Genomic DNA, 18,987 nt, shown 5'->3' with positions numbered 1-18,987 from the left:
CCTCTAGTCACACAAAACCCTCTGCCTCGCCAGAGGGTTTTTTATTGTGGCGCTGCACAACCACCATCCCTACAGCCAGCCCCCCAATTATCACCGTCAATCCACATGACACCCACATTGCCCCGAACACACCCAGTTCCCGATTCAGCCATGCGTAAGCAAAGGGCGATACCGCTGCCATGACCTGCGCCGGAATAAGCAAGACGCCCGTGCGTCGCGCGTAATCCTCAGCAGGAAAAAGCTGCAACGGCAGCGTGGCTTTTACGATGGTCACCAGCCCGTTGATAGCACCATAGCCCAGCACAAATCCGGCAGCCGCCCAGATAAGGGTGCTGGCGCTGAGTCCGGTCAAAAAACAGAGGGGCATGGCGAGGGCAGTGATCAGCGTCAGTCGCAGCGGCGTGAGATGCGACCCGGCAACCACCTCCGTAAATCGTGCGCCCGTCTGGCCAATCCCCCAGAGCATCCCCACGGAAGCCGGAAGCCCTACGCTTGCGATAAATTCCGGTAAGTGCGTTGATGTGCCGTTCGAAACAAAGGTAATGAGCGCGATGAATGTGGCGTAGAGCAGGCCGTTGCGGCGATCCTGATGATTGGCGTGCGCTGTCGCTTTCCGTGTAGTGGCGACCGGCACCCTATGGCCTGGAAGTACGCGGATAAGCGCCGCACTCAGCAGGCCGGCCAGGGCGTAAATCATCAGTGCTTCACGCCAGCTCATAAATGTAAGCAGTTTCGCGCCCAGCGGCCAGAACACGGCAGAGGCCAGCCCGCCCGCCAGCGTGACGTGTGAAATTGTCCGTCGGGCACTCTGACCGTAGAGATTCACCAGCGAGGCGAACAGGGCATCGTACAGGGACAGGCGCATGCCGACCCCTGCCAGCAGCCACGCCGCGTACCAGCCAGGCAACGCGTGCACGCAGGCCATGACGGCACAACTCACGGCGATCATCAGCGTGCCGCTCATCACCACGAGCTGCCCGCCAAATCGGGCCAGCAGCCTGGCGACAAAAGGCGACACCGTCGCCATCACCAGCATGGCGAGGGTCAGGCCAAGAAAGATCTGTGGTGACGACCAGCGCATATCCGTTGCGATCGCGTGGGCAAAGGTCCCTGGCATGTAAAAGGTAATTCCCCAGTTGATCAGCTGATTGCCTCCGGCAGCAACAGGAAGCAGGCGGGGGAGGGCAGATGTTTTCATTATTTTTCATTCCGTCAGGCAGTTGTGATCACCATACTGCGCACGGTAAGGTGCTGGCAGGCCTCTGTGTTTATGACTCCTATAAGAGAAACTTTGCGATGACGACGCTGAATCTGGGCAATCTGGCGACCTTCCGGCTGGTGATCCAGCGCGGCAGCTTTTCGGCTGCGGCGGATATATTGGGCCTTTCTCAACCAGCGGTGAGCCTGCAGGTGCGCCAGCTTGAGCAATTTCTGCGAACGCGTCTGGTCGAACGTACCGGGCGTGGCATCAAAGCCACCGCTGCGGGGCTGGCGCTACTTGAGCATGGCAATCGTATTGAGCAGGTAGTGGAAGAGGCGATCCGGTCGGTAAGTGAGTTTAGCCATGAGATCAGTGGCACTATTACGCTGGGTACGGGGGCCACGGCCTGTATTCACCTTTTGCCGCCGTTGCTACAGCAGCTGCGTGAGGAGCATCCGCTATTACGCGTCGGCGTAACGACGGGAAACACGCTGGATGTGGTGCGCGCCGTGGAGGAGAACCGTCTGGATATCGGACTGGTCACACTCCCGGCAAGCGGTCGGGCGCTGGAGGTGATGCCCCTACTCGATGAAGAGTTTGTCCTGATAATTTCCCAGGTGCAGGACGAGGAGATAGCGCTGTTTACCCCGCAAATATTGCACGCACTTCCCCTGATAGCCTTCGAATCGGGGAGTGGCACGCGGGATTTAATCGATGGCTGGTTTAACACATGCGATCTGGAGGTCTGCCCTGTGATGCAGCTGGGCAGTATCGAAGCCATTAAACGCATGGTTCGCGCCGGGCTGGGATACAGCATTGTCCCGCGTATGGCGGTCGAAAACGTGGCCGATCGCGAAGGGCTGAGCGTGCGATCGCTGAACCCCGTTCTGCATCGTCAGTTAGGTATCGTCATGCGGCAAGACAAAATTCTCAGTAAGGGAATTTCTGAAGTGATTCGTTTATTGCGCGAGAAGGTTAATGGTTAACGGAGTCCAGCGGCTGGCTGACTTGCTGAGACTGGATTTTGTCCTGGTGGTGATACCAGGCGCCAATGGAGGAGTACACGAAGCGGCCGAAGAAAAACAGGAAGCTGATAAGCAAGATAATGCGGGTCATTCGAGTGTTAAATCGATGTCGTTTGTGCATACGCGTTGCCTGGCTCACTGTGTTTTCCTGGGTATACCCTTTTGGGCGATGGGACTATTAAGTCACAGCGGGAAGCAAGGGTCAATTCGGAGTGTGTAAAAAATCGTCAATGTAATGATTCGTTGATGTTATCGATATTAATTCAATAATTTACCGGACTGATAGAAAGCAGAAAACGACCCAAGAAAATTGTAATAATTGGTTTTTTGAATCCATATTCTTGCGTTAGGTCAATTCTTGCGCGGCATTGATCACTAAAATCCTCCCTCCATGGTGTTTTCTCATGAAAATACTGTGCGTCAAAATGTCAGGTTGGATGCCTGTCTGAAATTACCCTATGGATGAAGGGGCTTAACCAGGCGCCTATGAACATTCTCTCTTTTTTACAGCAAAACAAAGATCGCTGGTGGGCGCTCCCCCTTCTTTTGCCTGTTATTTTTCTGCCCTTGCTGAACGTTGCGAGCACTTATACCCAGTTAAACGGCGGAAGCATCGTACTTTATTACATGCCGTTGTCGTTTCTGCTCTCCGCAATGCTGTTTTTCGGCCTCGCAGCACTGCCTGGCATCATTCTGGCGCTGTTTTTACGTTACTACGACACGGTCAGCCTCTATGAGACCGTGGCGCTCATCTGCCATTTTATCGTTCCGCTCACCCTGAGCTGGGGCGGATATCGGGTGTTTGCTCCCCGGCGAAATATGGTGGCATACGGCAATACAAAGCTGATGGCGCAACGTATTTTCTGGCAGGTTTTATGCCCGTCCACGCTATTTTTAGTGCTGTTCCAGTTTGCTGTTTACCTCGGCGTCTATGAAACCCGACAGAGCGTGGCCGGGCTAAATCCGCTGACCATTCGCACCCTGATCAATTTTCAGGGGCTGCTGGTCGGCGGATTGACGGGAGTGCCGTTCAGCTATCTGGTGATTCGCGTGTTCCGCCATCCGCGTTATCTTAAAGCGCTCATATCACAGATCCGAACGCAGATTGATAAGAAAGTCACTGCGGCGGAGTTTGTTCTCTGGCTGGCCGCGCTGGCTGGCCTGCTTTCACTGCTGCTGGTGCCCATGAGCGACAGCAGCTCAATTTTTAGCACTAACTACACGCTGTCGCTGATGATGCCGGTAATGCTGTGGGGCTCCATGCGGTTTGGCTATAAGCTGATGTCGATCATCTGGACGCCGGTGCTGATGGTCTCAATTCACTATTTTTACCACTATATTCCGCTCGGCCAGGGCTACGACATTCACCTGGCGATCACGTCGTCGAGCTATCTGGTCTTCTCTTTTGTGGTGATTTACATGGCGATGCTGGCTACGCGCCAGCGGGTGATCACGCGCCATGCCAGACGCCTGGCTTTTCTCGATCCGGTTGTGCACATGCCGAATCTGCGGGCGTTATCGCGTGCGTTGTCTAAATCACCCTGGTCAACGCTCTGTATGCTGCGCGTACCGGAACTTGAAGTTCTGAGCCGCAATTACGGCGTGCTGCTTCGAATTCAGTACAAACAGAAGCTGGCGGAGTGGCTTAAGGGTTTCCTGCAGCCCAATGAGTGCGTTTATCAGCTGTCCGGTTGCGATCTGGCGATACGGCTGAACACTGAGTCACACGTAGCGCGCATTGAAGCGCTCGACGAACTCATTAAACAGTTTCGTTTTATCTGGGACGGGGTGCCGCTGCAACCGCAGGTGGGTATCAGCTATTGTTGTGTCCGTTCGCCGGTGACCCATCTCTATTTGCTGCTGGGCGAGCTGAGCATCATTGCGGATTTCTCGCTCTTCACCAACCATCCTGAGAACCTAAAACAGCGCGGCGCGGCTAATCTACAGCGTAGCCTGCGGGATAAAGTGGCGATGATGAACCGTCTGCAACGGGCGCTTGAGCACAATGAATTCCAGCTCATGGCGCAACGGGTGCAGGGCGTTCGCGGCGATCACTACCACGAAATCCTGTTACGCATGACCGATGAAAATGGCGTACTCATTACGCCGGATAAATTCCTGCCCGTGGCGCAGGAGTTTGGCTTGTCATCGCGCGTGGATCTCTGGGTGCTGGAAAGTACGCTGAAGTTTATGTCGGCGCATCGCGGCAGGCTACCCGGCAAGCGTTTTGCCATTAATCTCATGTCTTCAACCATCTGCCGATCGCAATTCCCCATTGAGGTTCACCGTTTGCTGGAGAAATACGGCATCGAAGCCTGGCAGCTGATCTTTGAAATTACCGAGTGCAGCGGCTTTGGCAATGCGGATCTGGCGGATCAGATGGTCAAACAGCTGCAGAAGTTAGGGTGTCTGATTGCCATCGACGATTTTGGAACGGGCTACGCCAGCTATGCACGGTTGAAAAGCGTTGATGCCGATATCCTGAAAATTGACGGCAGCTTTATTCGTAACATCGCCGACAACAGCCTGGACTATCAGATTGTGGCGTCGATTTGCCATCTGGCGCGGATGAAGAAAATGCTGGTGGTGGCCGAATATGTGGAAAGTGAAGCGATACGCAGCGCACTTAGCGCGCTAGGGATAGATTTTCTGCAGGGATATTTAATCGGTAAACCTGAGCCGCTGGAACAGCTGCTTGATTCTCAGGCGTCACCACTGGACGCCTGAGAACACAGGGTTACGCCGCCACGTCTGGCGACTGCTCTTCTTCGATTTTAAGCAACCAGCCGGTCACTCCTTCCCAGTACTGCTGCTCTTTTTCCAGATCCAGCAGCACCAGCGCATTCTGGCTAAACCAGTCGTGCGGGAAACTCAGCGTCCAGTGATGGTCGTCGGTTTTCAGGGTAAGCGTTGGCGGCGTCGTCGTCGCCTGACGCTGATTATTCAGCAAAACGCCTAAACGCAAAAGCTGAATGAGCGGCAGGAACTGCTTTTTCTTGAACAGCGTAAAGCGCGGCAGATCGTCCAGTTTGATTGCCTTACGGTGATAGCGCACCAGCGTCGCCATCATCGTTTGTTGCTCCTGGTTGAAGCCCGGCAGATCGCTGTTTTGCAGAATATAGGCCGAGTGGCGATGCATGCCGCTGTGGTTAATATTCAGGCCCACTTCGTGCAGCATCGTCGCCCACTTCAGCAGGGCAGCCAGCTGCGGATGCGCCAGTTTCGGATTTTGCGCTTCCCACTGTTCGTAAATGTGGGTGGTGGTTTCCAGAACGCGCTTCGCCTGTTCACGGTCGATATTGTACTGATTCGCCAGACTTTGCGCGGTACGGCTGCGAATATCCTGATGACGGAAGCGACCTTCCATTTCGTAAAGCACGCCTTCACGCAACGCCCCGTCGGACAGGCGCAGCTCGCGGATCGCCAGCGCATCGAAGACACCGCACAGAATCGCCAGCCCAGGGACGAAGACCGCCTTACGTTCGTCGGACAAGCCCGGCAGGCTCAGGGAGTCAAAACTTTTGTGCTTGAGCACTTCTTCCCGGAGTTTTTCCAGCCGTTCCGGAGTGATAATCCCGTCTTTTTCACCCATCGCCAGCAGCACTTCGTGTGCCGCTTTGATGCTACCAGACGCGCCGAGGGCAACATTCCAGCCCTGAATACGATACTGCCAGGCAAGCGATTCCAGTTTCTGAACGGCCGCCATGCGCGCGCGCTGGAAATTTTCACGGCTAATAGCGCCGCCAGGGAAGTACATTTGCGCAAAGCTGACACAGCCCATACGGCGGCTTTCAACCAGTTTGGGTTCGAAGTCTTCGCCGATGACCAGCTCAGTTGAACCGCCGCCGATATCGATTACCAGCTTGCGGCCTTTTTCCGGTTGGGTATGTTCCACGCCCATAAAAATCAGACGCGCTTCCTCGTTACCCGAAATGATTTCAATCGGGTAGGGGATCACTTTTTCCGCGCGTTTGAGAAACTCTGGCGCATTCAGCGCCTGGCGCAGCGTGTGCGTTCCGACAATACACACGCTTGATGCGGAGAACCCTTGCAGGCGTTCGGCGAACAGCGACAGGCAGGCTAAACCGCGCTCCATCGCCTCTTCGCTGAGCATGTTTTTGTCGTCAAGACCATCGGCGAGATGGACGCGCTGCTTAAGGCGCCCGATGATCTGCATGGCGCCGTCGACCTCGCGGGCGATGACCATATGAAAGCTGTTAGAACCTAAATCGACCGCAGCAAACTCCTGCGGGCGTGGGGTCTTATCATTTATCGGCATAGGTTAATCAGGTTGCTCGAGTGATTTGATATAGTCGTAAATCGCCAGCTGTGAGCGCACTTTACGGCGATTGCCGCGCTGCACGTAGCGGTTACTCAGTTCTTTATCGATATAGCGAGCCTTAACGGTGTCACTCAGTTGCAGCTCAATAATATCGAGGATCCGCTGCTTCAGACGTGGGTCCAGCAGCGGCGTCGCGACTTCAATTCGGTAATCAATATTACGCGTCATCCAGTCCGCGGAAGAGAGATACACCTGTTTGTCGCCACCATTTTCAAAAATATAGATGCGATCGTGTTCCAGATAACGGTCAACGATGCTGGTCACGCGAATATTTTCGCTGATGCCTTCCAGTTCTGGAATCAGCGAGCACATGCCGCGAATCAGTAGATTCACCGGCACACCGGTGCTGGAGGCCGCATACAGCCGATCCACCAGGCCTTTGTCGACCAGGTTATTGAGTTTGAGGGTAATGCCCGACGGCTCGCCTTTTTGCGCGGCGGCAATCTCTTTGTCGATCATCGCGTAGAGCAGGCGGCGCGAGTTCTGCGGGGAGACCAGCAGATAGTCGAAGCTCACCGGACGATATGGGTTCTCGATAAAGTTAAACACCCGGCGCACTTCGTTGGTGATGCGCGCGTCGGCGGTCAGCAGCGAGTAGTCAGTATACAGTCGCGCGGTTTTCTCGTTGAAGTTACCGGTCCCGATGTGGGCGTAGCGCACCACGTCATCACCTTCTTTACGGGAGATCAGGAACAGTTTGGCGTGAATTTTCAGCCCCGGCGCAGAGAAGATAACGTGCACACCGGCTTCCGTCAGACGACGCGCCCAGTGAATGTTTGCCTCTTCATCGAAACGCGCCTGCAGCTCAACCACCACCGTCACTTTTTTACCGTTGTGCGCGGCGTGAATCATCGCATCGATAATGCGCGAGTCTTTTGCCACACGGTAGATGTTGATTTTAATCGCCAGCACGTTCGGATCGAACGACGCCTGACGCAGCAGTTCAAGTACGTGCTCAAAGGTGTGGTACGGATAGTAAAGCAGCACGTCGCGCTCGCGAATGGCGTCGAATCCGTTACGGAACTTATCGAACCAGAGATGGCGCAGGCGCGGCAGCGGTTTGTTGACCAGATTGGCTTTGCCGACGTTCGGGAAGCTAATAAAGTCTTTAAAGTTGTGATAGCGTCCGCCTGGTACGATGGAGTCGTAGCGGGAGATGGTCAGCTTGTCGCGCAGCATTTCCACCATGGCGTCGGGCATGTCGCGCTGATAAACAAAGCGTACCGGCTCGGCCGTGAGACGCTGTTTCAGGCTGGAGGACATCAGCTCCATGAGGCTGGCTTCCATCTCGTGCACCAGATCGTACTCGGCATCACGGGTCATTTTCATGGAATAGGCGTTCAGCGCATCGTAATCGAAGAAGCCTTTGAAAATGTCGTCGAGGCAGTAGCGCAGGATGTTATCCAGCAGGATCATCGGCTTGCGTCTGCGCGGGGTTTCCGGCGGCAGGTTCACAAAGCGTGGCACTTTATCCGAGGGGATCTCCAGCAGCGCGTAGCGAATGGAATCGCCGCGAATAATCTCAACCGCCAGATAGGTGTAATCATCCTTCAGGAACTGCACCAGATCCGTTTCGCGATTGATAAGAATAGGGGTGATGTGCTGGCGCAGATAATGTTTGAAGTAGTGGCGCAGCCAGGTCTGTTGGTTGGCGGAGAGCTGACGTTCGTTAATCAGGAAGATTTGGTTACGCGCCATCTCCAGCAGCAGCTCGTTATACAAGCCGTCAAATTCCTGGTCGGCTTTCAGAACACGAGCCTGGATTTTACCCAGCAGATGGCGTGAATGGGAGTTCAGGCCTTGCTCTTCGCTGATGATGATCCGCCGCTTCAGTTCGGCAAAACGGACCTTATAAAATTCATCCAGGTTATTGGAATAAATACCCAGAAAACGCATCCGCTCAATCAGCGGATTACTTTTATCAGCCGCTTCCTGAAGCACGCGTTCGTTGAATGCTAACCAGCTTAGCTCTTTTTCGATGTATAACTTTTCCTGACCCATTACAACTTACACTCCGTTTCAATCACGGGACGCAGCAAATCCGTCTCGATTCTATTATGGCGAGCTTTGACACGAGATGTCCAACTGTGCCAGAAAAGTATGACAGTTAATTTTTTTTATGGGGGATTTTAAGGGGTTGGTGCGGATGAAGATGTGTCGGGCGGCGCGGCGCGTACCCGACTGGCAAAATCGTCGGCTCTGCAAGCGCAGCGCCGCCGGGAAAAACAGATTACTCGTCGGCCGCATAGCCCTGAGCGGGCAGCTTAACGCCATCCAGCCAGGCGGCGTTGTCGCGCATCTCAAGACGCCCATCGACAAACCAGCTCACCACTAACGGGTAAATGGCGTGCTCCTGCGACTGAACGCGTTCGGTGATGTCGTCTTCATCGTCGCCGTCAAACACCGGGATTTTTGCCTGCAGAATGACCGGCCCGCCGTCCAGCTCGTCGGTGACGAAATGCACGGAAGTCCCATGCTCCTCATCGCCATTTTCCAGCACCTGACGGTGGGTATGCAGGCCTGGATATTTCGGCAGAAGAGAAGGGTGGATGTTCAGCAGACGGCCAGAATAGTGGGAAACAAAACCCGGGCTGAGGATACGCATATAGCCGGCCAGCACCACGACATCCGGCGCGTAGGCGTCGATCTCCTGCACCAGCTCCCGGTCGAAGGCTTCTCGACTGGCAAACTGAGAGGCTTCCAGCGCGTGCGCCGGGATATGGGCATCCCGCGCACGCTCAAGGCCGAACGCATCGGCCTTGTTGCTGAATACTGCGCGAATGGTGCCATTGATCTGTTTCTGTTTGCAGGCGTCGATAATGGCCTGCAAATTACTTCCGTTACCGGAAATGAGCACCACAATATTTTTCATTCAATGACCACGCGCTGTTCGGAATCAGAAGCTTTGATGATACCGATTTTCCACGCGTTTTCACCTTTCGCCTTCATCAGCTCAATGGCTTTGTCTGCTTCGCTGGCTGGCAGAGCAATCAGCATGCCGACGCCGCAGTTGAAGGTGCGATACATTTCGTGCTGGCTGACGTTACCTGCGGTTTGCAGCCAGTTGAACACGGCTGGCCACTGCCAGGAGGACGCGTCGATCACCGCCTGAGTATTGTCGGGCAGAACGCGCGGGATGTTTTCCCAGAAGCCGCCGCCGGTCAGGTGAGCAATGGCGTGCACGTCAACGTTCTCAATCAGTTCAAGAATGTTTTTCACGTAGATGCGGGTCGGTGCCAGCAGGTGATCGGCCAGCGGTTTGCCGTCGAGTTCCGTGGTTTCTGGATCGCAGCCGCTCACTTCGAGGATCTTACGCACAAGGGAATAACCGTTGGAGTGCGGGCCGCTGGAGCCGAGTGCAATCAGCACATCGCCATCGGTCACTTTGCTGCCGTCGATAATTTCTGATTTTTCTACCACGCCGACGCAGAAGCCTGCGACATCGTAATCTTCACCGTGATACATCCCCGGCATTTCTGCCGTTTCGCCGCCGACCAGCGCACAGCCTGACTGCAAACAGCCTTCAGCGATACCGGTAATCACGCTGGATGCGGTATCCACGTCCAGTTTTCCGGTCGCGTAATAGTCGAGGAAGAAGAGGGGTTCAGCACCCTGCACCACAAGGTCGTTCACACACATGGCCACCAGGTCGATGCCGATGGTGTCGTGGCGTTTGAGATCCATCGCCAGACGCAGTTTTGTTCCCACGCCGTCAGTGCCAGAAACCAGAACAGGCTCACGATATTTTTGCGGCAGTGCGCACAGTGCGCCAAATCCACCCAGACCACCCATCACTTCAGGGCGGCGAGTCTTTTTGACCACACCTTTGATTCGGTCAACCAGCGCATTACCTGCGTCAATATCAACACCGGCATCTTTATAGCTGAGAGAAGTTTTGTTGGTCACGGCTTAAGTCCCCACGCGATTGCATTGCATAGTAAGAAAAATCGGCGCAATTCTAACAGTCCAGGCAAACGTTTGCGAGCCTATTCTGCGGTCATAAAAAGTCGCTGAAAATTTACACATTTATACATCGGGTCGCGACAAACTTGATACCGTTCACGAAAATGAAACCGGTTTCGGTAATGTGCTTGCAACCGCCAGGAGCATTGCACATGATTTCACTGAAACCGGTTTCTGTAATTGTTTTTGCAGAAAATAACGCAGAATGAGGGAAAAGGCATGCCAGGATTCAAAGAAGGTTTTCTGTGGGGCGGCGCGGTGGCGGCGCATCAGCTGGAAGGTGGCTGGAAAGAGGGCGGTAAAGGAATCAGCGTTGCGGACGTAATGACGGTCGGCGCGCACGGCGTCCCGCGTGAAATCACCCAGGGCGTGATTCAGGGTAAAAACTATCCGAACCACGAAGCCATCGACTTCTACCATCGCTACAAAGAAGACATCAAACTTTTCGCTGAACTGGGTTTTAAATGCTTCCGCACATCGATTGCCTGGACGCGTATTTTCCCCAAAGGCGATGAGCTGGAGCCGAACGAAGCCGGTCTGAAATTCTACGACGACCTGTTCGACGAGTGCCTGAAATATGGCATTGAGCCGGTGATTACTCTTTCGCACTTCGAAATGCCTTTCCATCTGGTGACCGAATACGGCGGCTGGCGCAATCGTAAGCTGATCGACATGTTTGTGCGTTTCGCGACCGTGGTATTCAAGCGTTACCAGCACAAAGTGAAGTACTGGATGACCTTCAACGAGATCAACAACCAGGCTAACTTCCACGAAGATTTTGCGCCATTCACTAACTCCGGCCTGAAGTACGAGCCGGGCGAAGATCGCGAGCCGGTGATGTTCCAGGCCGCGCACTATGAGCTGGTGGCCAGCGCTCTGGCGGTGAAAGCCGGGCGTGAGATCAATCCGTCCCTGCAAATTGGCTGCATGATTGCCATGTGCCCAATCTATCCGCTGAGCTGCGCGCCAAACGACATCATGATGGCGATGAACGCCATGCATCGTCGCTACTGGTTCACCGACGTGCACGTGCGCGGGAAATATCCGCAGCACCTGCTTAACTACTTTGAGCGTCGCGGTTTTGAGCTGGATATTACCGAGGAAGATATTGCGGCACTGAAGCAGGGCTGTGTTGATTACATCGGTTTCAGCTATTACATGTCTTTCGCCACCAAAGCAACGCCGGACAACCCGCAGCTGGATTATGACGAAAGTAAAAGCCTGGTCTCCAACCCGTACGTTCAGAAATCCGACTGGGGCTGGCAGATTGACCCGGTGGGCCTGCGCTACTCCCTGAACTGGTTCTGGGATCACTATCAGCTGCCACTGTTTATCGTCGAGAATGGCTTTGGCGCCATCGACGTGCAGGAGAGCGACGGCACGGTGAACGACCAGTACCGCATCGATTATCTCGACGCGCACATCCGCGAGATGAAAAAAGCGGTGGTTGAAGATGGCGTGGATCTGATGGGTTACACCCCGTGGGGCTGTATCGATCTGGTGTCGGCGGGCACGGGCGAAATGAAAAAACGCTACGGGTTTATCTTTGTCGATAAAGATAACGAAGGTAATGGCACCCTGAACCGCAGCAAGAAAAAATCATTCGACTGGTATCAGAAGGTTATCGCCACTAACGGCGCAGACCTGTAAGCGCAGCACCGCACGTCAACTATCCCCCGAAAAAGCCGGACTCCCCTCCGGCTTTTTTTTCCTGTTTTATACTCTCTAACACTCCCTAATCCACTTTGATTGATCAACGTCAAGCAAGATGGGTATGGCGAACCTGGAAAAAAGCGGTATAATCCGGCGATTTTTTTTGCGGTAGCCACCTCAGAGGAGAATGAGAATGAAGATTGTGGAAGTGAAACACCCACTCGTTAAACACAAGCTGGGCCTGATGCGTGAGCATGACATCAGCACGAAGCGTTTTCGCGAACTGGCCTCTGAAGTTGGAAGCTTACTGACTTACGAAGCAACGTCTGACCTGGAAACTGAAAAAGTGACCATCGAAGGCTGGAACGGCCCGGTCCAGGTTGAGCAGATCAAAGGCAAAAAAATTACCGTGGTGCCAATCCTGCGCGCAGGTCTGGGCATGATGGAAGGCGTGCTGGAGCACGTACCGAGCGCGCGTATCAGCGTTGTCGGTATCTACCGTAATGAAGAGACTCTCGAGCCGGTTCCGTATTTCCAGAAGCTGGTTTCCAATATCGACGAGCGTATGGCGCTGGTCGTTGACCCGATGCTCGCCACCGGCGGCTCAATGATCGCCACTATCGACCTGCTGAAAAACGCCGGCTGCAACAGCATTAAAGTGCTGGTGCTGGTTGCGGCACCGGAAGGTATCGCGGCGCTGGAAAAAGCGCATCCGGACGTAGAGCTGTATACCGCATCCATCGACCAGGGGCTGAACGAGCACGGGTACATCATCCCGGGGCTGGGCGATGCCGGCGATAAGATTTTTGGTACGAAATAATCGAATAACGAAAAAGAAGCCGACTTTGATAGTCGGCTTTTTTTTGAATAAAACACAAACAACTCACAATACTTAGAGGAAAACACTATGACGCGCCGTACTATCGGGGTGAGTGAAAGACCGCCGCTTTTGCAGACGATCCCGCTTAGTTTGCAGCATCTGTTTGCCATGTTTGGTGCGACCGTGCTGGTGCCAATCCTGTTTCACATTAACCCGGCTACCGTGCTGCTGTTCAACGGTGTCGGTACGCTGCTTTACCTTTTCATCTGTAAAGGCAAAATCCCGGCGTATCTGGGTTCCAGCTTTGCGTTTATCTCCCCGGTCCTGTTGCTGCTGCCATTAGGCTACGAAGTGGCTCTGGGCGGTTTTATCATGTGCGGTGCGCTGTTCTGCCTGGTGGCCTTCATTGTGAAGAAAGCCGGGACAGGCTGGCTGGATGTGATGTTCCCGCCTGCGGCAATGGGCGCAATCGTTGCCGTCATCGGTCTGGAGCTAGCGGGCGTGGCGGCCAATATGGCCGGGCTGCTGCCTGCGGACGGGCAATCGCCTGAGTCCAAAACCATTATTATTTCGCTGGTAACCCTGGGCGTGACGGTGTTCGGCTCGGTGCTGTTCCGTGGTTTCCTGGCGATTATCCCGATTCTGATCGGGGTGCTGGCGGGCTATGCGCTCTCCTTCGCGATGGGTGTGGTGGATACCACTCCGATTGCCCAGGCGCACTGGTTTGCACTGCCAACCTTCTACACGCCGCGCTTTGAGTGGTTTGCGATCTTCACCATTTTGCCAGCGGCGCTGGTGGTGATTGCCGAGCACGTTGGGCACCTGGTGGTAACGGCGAATATCGTCAAAAAAGATCTGATCCGCGACCCAGGTCTGCACCGTTCGATGTTTGCTAACGGCCTGTCGACCATGATTTCCGGCTTCTTCGGCTCCACGCCAAACACCACTTACGGTGAGAACATCGGCGTAATGGCGATTACTCGCGTCTACAGCACCTGGGTGATCGGCGGGGCGGCGATCTTTGCAATTCTGCTCTCCTGCGTGGGTAAACTGGCGGCGGCGATCCAGATTATCCCGGTCCCGGTCATCGGCGGTGTCTCATTGCTGCTCTACGGCGTGATCGGCGCATCCGGTATTCGCGTGCTGATTGAATCCAAAGTGGATTACAACAAAACGCAGAACCTGATCCTGACCTCGGTGATCCTGATTATCGGCGTGAGCGGCGCGAAAGTGCACATCGGTGCCGCTGAGCTGAAAGGCATGGCGCTGGCCACCATCGTCGGCGTAGGCCTGAGCCTGATCTTCAAACTGATCTCTGTACTGCGCCCGGAAGAAGAAGTTCTCGACGCCGCTGACAGCGAAAAAGCGTCACATTGATCGTTAAACCGGGCGGACGATCCGCCCGGTTCTCTCATTGCAGGTTCCGTGATAAACTCCCTCCCGATTTTATGTGAGACCTTGATCGAGGTATTTCTGAACGGACCGGCACAGCTCTCTCTGCCACTTTATCTTCCTGACGACGAAACTTTCGCGAGTTTCTGGCCGGGTGATAACCCCTCTTTACTGGCTGCACTGCAAAACGTGTTGCGCCAGGAGCACAGCGGATACATTTATATCTGGTCACGCGAAGGCGCGGGACGCAGCCATCTGCTGCACGCCGCCTGTGCGGAACTTTCCCAGCGCGGTGACGCGGTAGGCTACGTGCCGCTGGATAAACGCACCTGGTTTGTCCCGGAAGTGCTCGACGGTATGGAACATCTTTCACTGGTTTGCATCGACAATATTGAATGCATTGCCGGAGATGAGCCGTGGGAAATGGCGATGTTTAATCTCTACAACCGCATTCTGGAATCGGGGAAAACCCGGTTGCTGATCACCGGCGATCGTCCTCCGCGCCAGCTGAATCTGGGATTGCCGGATCTGGCGTCTCGTCTCGACTGGGGACAAATCTACAAGCTGCAACCCTTGTCTGATGAAGACAAACTTCAGGCGCTGCAGTTACGCTCGCGGCTACGTGGGTTTGAGCTGCCGGAAGACGTAGGTCGTTTCCTGTTAAAGCGACTGGATCGGGAAATGCGCACTCTGTTTGATACGCTGGATCAGCTCGATCATGCGTCCATTACGGCCCAGCGCAAACTGACCATTCCGTTTGTGAAAGAGACGCTGAAACTCTAATTCGCCACCAGGCCTGCTGGCCCGGCGGCGCGGCGCGTGTACGGGCTTACAGTTCTGTATCTGCTAATAAATGCTCCACCAATAACGGAATCGGTCTTCCCGACGCCACGCTTCTTCCGCCTTCACGCCATAACGCCGTTCCGCTGATATCCAGATGCGCCCACGGAATCGTTGGCGGGCAAAAATGGTGTAATAACCATGCGGCTGACGCACTGATCGCCGCATTATTGGTCGGCGTATTGCACAGATCGGCAATCGTGCTTTCGGTCTGTTTTTTCAGCCGCGCATCCAGCGGTAGAGACCACACCTCATCGCCGCTCCTGATCCCGGCGCGGATCAGCTGCTCCCGCAGCGTTTCGTTTTGCGTCATTAATCCGCTCAGCTCATACCCCAGCGCTTTTACCACTGCACCCGTCAGCGTCGCCATATCGATAATGTAGTGCGCCTGCGGATGGCGCTGACTTGCCCAGGCGATAGCGTCGGCCAGCACCAGACGTCCTTCGGCGTCGGTATTATTGATCTCCACCGTCAGGCCGTTACAGGCCCGCGCTACCGTCCCCGGCTGCATTGCGTCCGGGCCGATGGCGTTTTCCGCCAGCGCCAGCACACCCATGATCCGCACGGGCAGGTTCAGCTCCGCCACCGTCAGCATCAGGCCCAGCACGTTGGCCGCGCCGCACATGTCGTACTTCATTGTGTACATTCCCGCGCCTTCCTTCAGCCACAGACCGCCCGTGTCAAAGGTAATGCCTTTGCCCACATAGCAGCGAACCGGACCGTCGCTGATGCCGTCGTAATGAATCGCCAGCAGGCGCGGCGGGCAGGTGGCGCCTTTTCCTACGGCATGGAGCAGCCCAAGACCTTGCCCGACGATCTGTTGTTCATCAAGCACCTCGCAGCGCAGGGCAGGGAAGGCGGCACACAGGGTCTGCGCCTCGTCGACCACGTACTGTGGCGTGCAGCGGTCGGATGGCGTGTCTGCCAGACGCCGCGCAGCCATCATCCCGTTGGCAACCGCCTGCTGTTGTTCGATGATGCTGGCTAACCGCTCTCGTTGCTCGGGCAGGCACAGGGCGGCAATGTGGCGAATCCGCACGGCGGAACCGTCCGTTTTCTTGAGCTGCAAATCGCTGAGGTTATGCGCCTGATTGAACAGGAAACGCAGCAACTGGCCCAGAACGGTGTCGTGAATATCGCAAAGATCAATCACCAGGCTTTCGCTGACGGGCGCGGCAAAAAGCGGGCGTAGCGCGGCCACTAAACCGTCGGTCAGGGAATCCTTCCACAGCGCTTCCGGCAGCAGAGTAATACGGGTAAAAGGGGCACAGCCGAAGCGTGTGTCTGCTACGCCTGTCTGTGCACGCATCTCATTGATAAGCGCCGTCTCCGGCAACTGCGCGCAGGCGTGGCGCGCCAGAAGATGGCTGTGTGGGCGGGCTTCGGCAAGAGAGGTAATCAGCTGGCAGGTAATCATGGTTGTTCCTCAATCGGCGCGCGAATGCGGGTGGCATAGGCCTGCATCCAGTCGTCATCCACGGCCTGATAGTGGGTTTTCTCACGCAGGCGTTCGGTGCGAAAAACGGTCAGGGGCTGCCGGGCGGTGGCGACCACAAAAGAGAACGTTTTGATGTTGGTCGCCGCGCCAAATTCGCCTCGGTTATTCATGCACACCACGGAAAGATCGCCCACGCGGCCAAAGCGTGACATCAGCTTGTCTTCCAGTTCAAAGACGACGGAATCTGCCGCCTGCTGTGGCGTCATGCCCTGCGCCATGCGGCGCACGATTTCGTAGCTGGTGCAGCCTTTCATCAGGTCCTCGCCCACGCCCGTGGCGGTGGCGGCCCCCGTTTCGCTGTCGCAATAAAAACCGGAACCGATAATCGGCGAATCCCCGATGCGCCCGCGTTTTTTCATAAACAGGCCGCTGGTGGAGGTCGCGACACTCATGGAGCCTTGCTTATCCAGCCCGATAATGCCGACAGTATCGTGACCGTCGTACGGGCTGAGCCCCTTATCCAGCGTTTCACGACAGCGCTTGCGGTAGTGCTGCATTGCCCGGTCAGTGAGCATGGTTTTGTCAGTAAAGCCCTGGCTTAACGCCCACTCGCGCGCTCCCTGGCCGACCAGCAAGCTGTTATAGCGCTGACGGCTCAAGGCCTGAGCTACCCGCACCGGGTTGGCGATATCCACCAGATTGCCCACTGCGCCAAAGGCCAGCGTGTCGCCGTCCATATAGGCGGCGTCGAGTTCCACTTCGCCATTCTCCGTGGGCAGCCCGCCGTAGCCGACGGACTTGTAATACGGAAAGTCTTCAACGGCGGCAACGGCATCCACGACTGCCGATGTGACAGGCTTCCCCGTAGCCAGCGCAGACGCAGACTCCGTCACACCTTCCAGCGCCATTCGCCAGGTTGCGATAATTCCCCACATGGTTTACTCCTGTTTTGCCAGCGTGGTTTCGGTTGGCGTCGCAGTAGCGATTTCCGCAGCGCGGTACTGTTTGTCCAGAATGCGCATAAACGGCAGATAGAGCATCGCGCCGATCAGCAGGTTGAGCAGTTGCATCACGCTGCCGCTGAGATGCCCGGTGACGATAAAGCCGCTGATGACCGGCGGCAGCGTCCAGGGAATAAACACCCCGGTGGTCACGGCGACCGCGCCGATTTTCATGGCCGCGTACTGCACGGTGACTAACACCAGCGGCACCAGGTTAAAGGGAATCAGCATGATCGGGTTCATGATCACCGGCAGTCCGAACAGAATCGGTTCGTTGATGTTGAACACCGACGCGCCCGCGCCGAGCCGCGCCACTTCCCGCATATTTTTACTGCGGGCAAAAATCAGCATCGCGATGACCAGCGACAGCGTGGCACCCGCGCCGCCCATCCAGATCATGTCGAAAAACTGCTCGGTAATAATGTGCGGCGGCGTCACGCCCGCCTGAATGGCGGCGATATTGTCGGTCTGATTCTCCATCCACAGCGGACGGATAATGCCGTTAATCATCGAACCGGAGTTAATGCCCACTGACCACAAAATGGTGATACTGAACACCGTCATCAGCGCGCCGAAATAGGAGGTGCCGTAGTGACGCACCGGCGTTGCGACCACGTCATAGATGAACTGATGGATGGTGTGATAGTGCGTGTTTTCAAACGCAATGCGGATCACCAGCACCAGAATCATCACCACCAGGGCGGGGATCAGCGCGGCGAACGACTCCTGCACTGCAGGCGGAACGCCCTCCGGCATTTTGATCACCAGATTTTTACGCTTCAGCCAGCAGAACAGCTCCGTCCATAACAGCGAGCCAATCATCGCCACGAACAGGCCTTTACTGCCAATCCACTCCACCGGCATCACGGTAATTCCGCCGTTTTCCGCCACTTTGATAAACGGCGTGAGGATCAGGAAGCTGACCAGCGCCAGGATCCCACACGAGATACGGTCCTCGTCGTAGTGCTCCGCCAGACGGAAGGCGACCAGGAAGCTGATAAACAGAGACATCGTCGAGAAAACAGCGTTAAACGGGATCTCGATAATCGCGCTCCAGCTTTCGCCAAACGCCGACGACATAAACTGCTGATAGGTTTGATTCGGGAACGAGGAGATAACCAGCAGGATCGAGCCGACGATAATAAACGGCATGAATGAAACGTATGCACCACGAATGGCACCCAGATGACGCTGCTGAGCCGTTTTGGCTGCCAGCGGCATCAATTTTGCTTCCATAAATCCCAGAACATTGTTCATTGTGAACTCCGTACAAGATCGCGTGACGTTGTTTATGCTATGTCTGAGGATTATC

At 55.3% G+C, this 18,987-nt stretch carries 15 protein-coding genes; 6 read left to right on the top strand and 9 right to left on the bottom strand.

What is annotated here, in order from left to right:
• Window positions 1-7: 7 nt before the first annotated feature.
• Window positions 8-1,198, bottom strand: a complete 1,191-nt coding sequence (locus ACB496_RS16080; RefSeq protein WP_371973065.1) for an MFS transporter — start codon at window positions 1,196-1,198, stop codon at window positions 8-10.
• Window positions 1,199-1,296: 98 nt separating this feature from the next.
• Between ACB496_RS16080 and ACB496_RS16075 the strand changes: the two genes are divergently transcribed.
• Window positions 1,297-2,187 (top strand): LysR family transcriptional regulator, encoded by an 891-nt coding sequence (locus ACB496_RS16075; protein WP_371973064.1) that lies wholly within the window; start codon window positions 1,297-1,299, stop codon window positions 2,185-2,187.
• Here the strand turns inward: ACB496_RS16075 and ACB496_RS16070 are convergent.
• Window positions 2,177-2,347 (bottom strand): YfgG family protein, encoded by a 171-nt coding sequence (locus tag ACB496_RS16070; RefSeq protein WP_123428126.1) that lies wholly within the window; start codon window positions 2,345-2,347, stop codon window positions 2,177-2,179. The two genes, ACB496_RS16075 and ACB496_RS16070, sit on opposite strands and share 11 nt — an antisense overlap.
• A 365-nt stretch (window positions 2,348-2,712) precedes the next feature.
• Here ACB496_RS16070 and ACB496_RS16065 point away from each other — a divergent pair, with 365 nt between their 5' ends.
• Complete coding sequence (locus tag ACB496_RS16065; protein ID WP_371973063.1) at window positions 2,713-4,953, top strand: EAL domain-containing protein; 2,241 nt, start codon at window positions 2,713-2,715, stop codon at window positions 4,951-4,953.
• Between the two features lie 10 nt (window positions 4,954-4,963).
• Here ACB496_RS16065 and ppx read toward each other — a convergent pair whose 3' ends face one another.
• The 4 genes from ppx to purM all read right to left on the bottom strand — a co-directional run bounded on the left by ppx (window position 4,964) and on the right by purM (window position 10,474).
• Entirely contained in the window at window positions 4,964-6,505 is a 1,542-nt protein-coding gene (gene ppx / locus ACB496_RS16060; protein ID WP_129035568.1) for an exopolyphosphatase, read from the bottom strand.
• Between the two features lie 3 nt (window positions 6,506-6,508).
• Window positions 6,509-8,569, bottom strand: coding sequence for a polyphosphate kinase 1 (gene ppk1, locus ACB496_RS16055; RefSeq protein WP_100779335.1), 2,061 nt, complete (start codon window positions 8,567-8,569; stop codon window positions 6,509-6,511).
• 229 nt (window positions 8,570-8,798) lie between these two features.
• Window positions 8,799-9,440: a phosphoribosylglycinamide formyltransferase gene (gene purN, locus ACB496_RS16050; RefSeq protein WP_100779336.1), complete on the bottom strand. Its 642-nt coding sequence runs from the start codon at window positions 9,438-9,440 to the stop codon at window positions 8,799-8,801.
• Window positions 9,437-10,474, bottom strand: coding sequence for a phosphoribosylformylglycinamidine cyclo-ligase (gene purM / locus ACB496_RS16045; protein ID WP_100779337.1), 1,038 nt, complete (start codon window positions 10,472-10,474; stop codon window positions 9,437-9,439). Before purM ends, purN begins: the two co-directional genes overlap by 4 nt.
• 276 nt (window positions 10,475-10,750) lie before the next feature.
• Between purM and ACB496_RS16040 the strand changes: the two genes are divergently transcribed.
• The 4 genes from ACB496_RS16040 (at window position 10,751) to ACB496_RS16025 (ending at window position 15,179) form a co-directional block, all read left to right on the top strand.
• On the top strand, window positions 10,751-12,181 hold the full coding sequence (locus ACB496_RS16040; protein WP_107703138.1) for a 6-phospho-beta-glucosidase: 1,431 nt from the start codon (window positions 10,751-10,753) through the stop codon (window positions 12,179-12,181).
• Between the two features lie 196 nt (window positions 12,182-12,377).
• Window positions 12,378-13,004 carry a uracil phosphoribosyltransferase gene (upp, locus tag ACB496_RS16035; protein WP_023308769.1) on the top strand — a complete coding sequence of 209 codons (627 nt, stop codon included), beginning with the start codon at window positions 12,378-12,380 and terminating at the stop codon, window positions 13,002-13,004.
• Between the two features lie 87 nt (window positions 13,005-13,091).
• Window positions 13,092-14,381, top strand: coding sequence for a uracil permease (gene uraA / locus ACB496_RS16030; protein WP_100779339.1), 1,290 nt, complete (start codon window positions 13,092-13,094; stop codon window positions 14,379-14,381).
• Window positions 14,382-14,477: 96 nt separating this feature from the next.
• Window positions 14,478-15,179 (top strand): DnaA inactivator Hda, encoded by a 702-nt coding sequence (locus ACB496_RS16025; protein ID WP_213015986.1) that lies wholly within the window; start codon window positions 14,478-14,480, stop codon window positions 15,177-15,179.
• A gap of 46 nt (window positions 15,180-15,225) precedes the next feature.
• Here the strand turns inward: ACB496_RS16025 and ACB496_RS16020 are convergent, their stop codons facing one another.
• The 3 genes from ACB496_RS16020 to celB are packed head-to-tail and all read right to left on the bottom strand — an operon-like array spanning window position 15,226 to window position 18,932.
• Window positions 15,226-16,653, bottom strand: a complete 1,428-nt coding sequence (locus ACB496_RS16020; protein WP_371973062.1) for a M17 family metallopeptidase — start codon at window positions 16,651-16,653, stop codon at window positions 15,226-15,228.
• Window positions 16,650-17,609 (bottom strand): N(4)-(beta-N-acetylglucosaminyl)-L-asparaginase, encoded by a 960-nt coding sequence (locus tag ACB496_RS16015; RefSeq protein ID WP_371973061.1) that lies wholly within the window; start codon window positions 17,607-17,609, stop codon window positions 16,650-16,652. Before ACB496_RS16015 ends, ACB496_RS16020 begins: the two co-directional genes overlap by 4 nt.
• A gap of 3 nt (window positions 17,610-17,612) precedes the next feature.
• Window positions 17,613-18,932: a PTS cellobiose transporter subunit IIC gene (gene celB, locus ACB496_RS16010; RefSeq protein ID WP_181826646.1), complete on the bottom strand. Its 1,320-nt coding sequence runs from the start codon at window positions 18,930-18,932 to the stop codon at window positions 17,613-17,615.
• Window positions 18,933-18,987 lie beyond the last annotated feature (55 nt).

Source organism: Lelliottia nimipressuralis, assembly GCF_041464075.1.
GTDB lineage: Bacteria > Pseudomonadota > Gammaproteobacteria > Enterobacterales > Enterobacteriaceae > Enterobacter > Enterobacter nimipressuralis.
This window is presented reverse-complemented; position numbering and strand designations above follow the sequence as displayed.